The 2119-nt window shown below is 66.6% G+C and carries 2 protein-coding genes; both read right to left on the bottom strand.

Features of this window, described 5'->3' with window-relative positions; genetic code table 11:
• The coding region (locus DEH69_RS15860; RefSeq protein WP_113687629.1) for a DUF4276 family protein at positions 1–677 on the bottom strand (677 nt) is incomplete at its 3' end.
• The gene (locus tag DEH69_RS15855) at positions 674–2080 is read right to left on the bottom strand and encodes an AAA family ATPase (protein WP_113687630.1); all 1407 of its coding nucleotides are present in this window, start codon (positions 2078–2080) and stop codon (positions 674–676) included. The genes DEH69_RS15860 and DEH69_RS15855, both read right to left, overlap by 4 nt.
• Positions 2081–2119: the final 39 nt, after the last annotated feature.

The raw sequence follows: 2119 nt of genomic DNA, 5'->3' as shown, positions 1-2119 counted from the left end.
CAACCGAAACGGCCCCCCGAAAGAACCGACGGACCGTCACGAAAGATCGAGGTTAGCGCCTCGCTCAGGTCGTGCGTGAACGACTGCCACGATGCGAGCTGCTTGACGGGCCCCTCGCGATTCAGCATCTGAAGGAGCCGCGCGCGGTTCTCCGAAAAGCGTGCCTGGAGCTTCTTCAGTCCGCGGCCCTTCTCCTCGCTGGCCGTGGCGATGGCTTGCTTGAGTAATGTCTTCGGGTCCGCCACCGACTCCGCCCGATTCGGTTTCGGAAGGCCGAGTGGCACTCTGCCGTTGGGATTCCCCGCCACCTCCCGGATCGCCGTATGGTCGAGGATCAGCCATGCCTCCAGCATGCGTACGGGGATCACGGGCACGTGAGCCAAGCTGGGGCTCACCGAGGCCACCGCGTCGGCGATTTCATCGCGACGTCTCTGCGGGGGATCGCCGTCGGAGTCACGATGGATCACTACGAGGTCGTACTCCTGTGCGCCGTGGCTGAGCTGCCGCACGGCTCGCAGTTCGCCCCCGACCGAGTGCCCGGGCTTGTGCGGCAGGCGGTCCAGGTCCGGAACCGTGACAAGGATCTCCCGACCCATCTCGCCCGCGATCGCCTCGATGTGAAAGCGCAGGCCTGTGTCGCTGGATCCCTCGCAGAGGTAGAGGGCGCGAAGGGTCACGAGGCGCTCTCCTCAAGAGTCAGCCGGGCCTGTGGCGGAGCCGTGAGGTACGCGAGGATGTCGGCCACTGTGCCGTAGCCCTTTTCGGCACCACTGGTACGCCAGGTGCTGGCCAGCGGCCGAAGCCGCAAGGCGCGCGCGGTCTTGCCTCCCTCCCTGGGAATGGTGGAGGTGTCGGCGATGAGCAGGTCTGCTGGGTCGACGAGTTGCACGACCCCCGGTGAATGGGTGTTGATCAGCACCTGCCGAAAGGGGTTGTCCTCGCCCACCGGTTCGGTGGGGTCCACCGCCAGATCCCGTACGAGGTTCACCATGGCGAGGAGGTTGGCTGGATGGATGCCGTTCTCCGGCTCCTCCATGCAGAGCAGGCCCTGCGCCTTGGGGTCCTCCAGCAGAACGCAGAGGGCCAGGAAGCGCAGGGTTCCCTCGGACAGGCTACGGGCCGGCAGCTCCATGCCGTCGATCTCGTGGAGCTTGATCGTGAGCAGCTCACGGGTGTCGTCGGCCTCCACGTGCAGCGTCCGGACATGAAGGCCCGACAGGTCCGACAGACGTCCCGCGACCCGCGAGTAAACCCGCGCGGGGTCGTCCGGGGACCTCTCCCGCGCGATCCGGTCCAGACTCCGTGGCAGGTGGAGGCCATCGGGCTGCATCGTGCTGGGGTCCTGATAGCGGTCCGAGGTGCGCAGAGCCGAGGGCTCAAGAGCCAGCCGCCGCCAGGACTGCATTTCCCGCCTGGCCGCCAGAATGGTGGGGTCGTCATTCCGGTTGACCGTGGCGAGCATGGTCTGGGGTGCACGGCTCGCCGGTGCGGGACGCGGCTGGCCCCTGCGGCCGCCGTCGGCGTGGATCTGGACGACGGGATCGCCTGTCTCAAGAGACGTGGAGATATAGGGCGCAGCCGACCGGCGACCGCGAACCACGGCGTTCCGGAAGCCTTTGACACTGTGCGGAAACCGCAGTTGCGACGCAGCATCACGAGGCCTGATCTGGCTGAGATCCTCGTACAGCAGCGTCAGTCTGCCACCGCGCTCCCCACCTCGCGGCGGCTGGTATCCGAGCCGGAGCACGTAGCGGAGGAAGGTGGACGTCGGTTCGGCGAGCCGACCGAAGTCGTCCTCGACCTCGCCCGGGACGATCATCTCCGCGGCGAACTCCATCCGGTGTTCGTCGTCCGAGTAGCCGTTCCAGAACAGGTCGCGCACGTCGCCGTGCAGTGCGCCATGGGTCCCGCGTACGGCCTGGGCGGCCTCGATCATGGAGTGGTCGGCGAGCAGGCTCAGGAACTGGATCGCATCGAAGACATTGGACTTACCGGTGCCGTTCTCCCCCGCGATGCAGGTGAAGGGGCCGAACTCGACCGTGAGGTCGAGCAGGTTCTTGAATCCACTGAGCTCTTTCAGTACTGCCGCTCCAGAGTGAGGACCGCCGCGGAGATTGAC

It is taken from the genome of Streptomyces sp. PT12 (genome assembly GCF_003311645.1).
Lineage (GTDB): Bacteria > Actinomycetota > Actinomycetes > Streptomycetales > Streptomycetaceae > Streptomyces.
The sequence above is the reverse complement of the archived record's forward strand: the minus strand, read 5'-3'. Positions and strand labels throughout refer to the sequence as shown.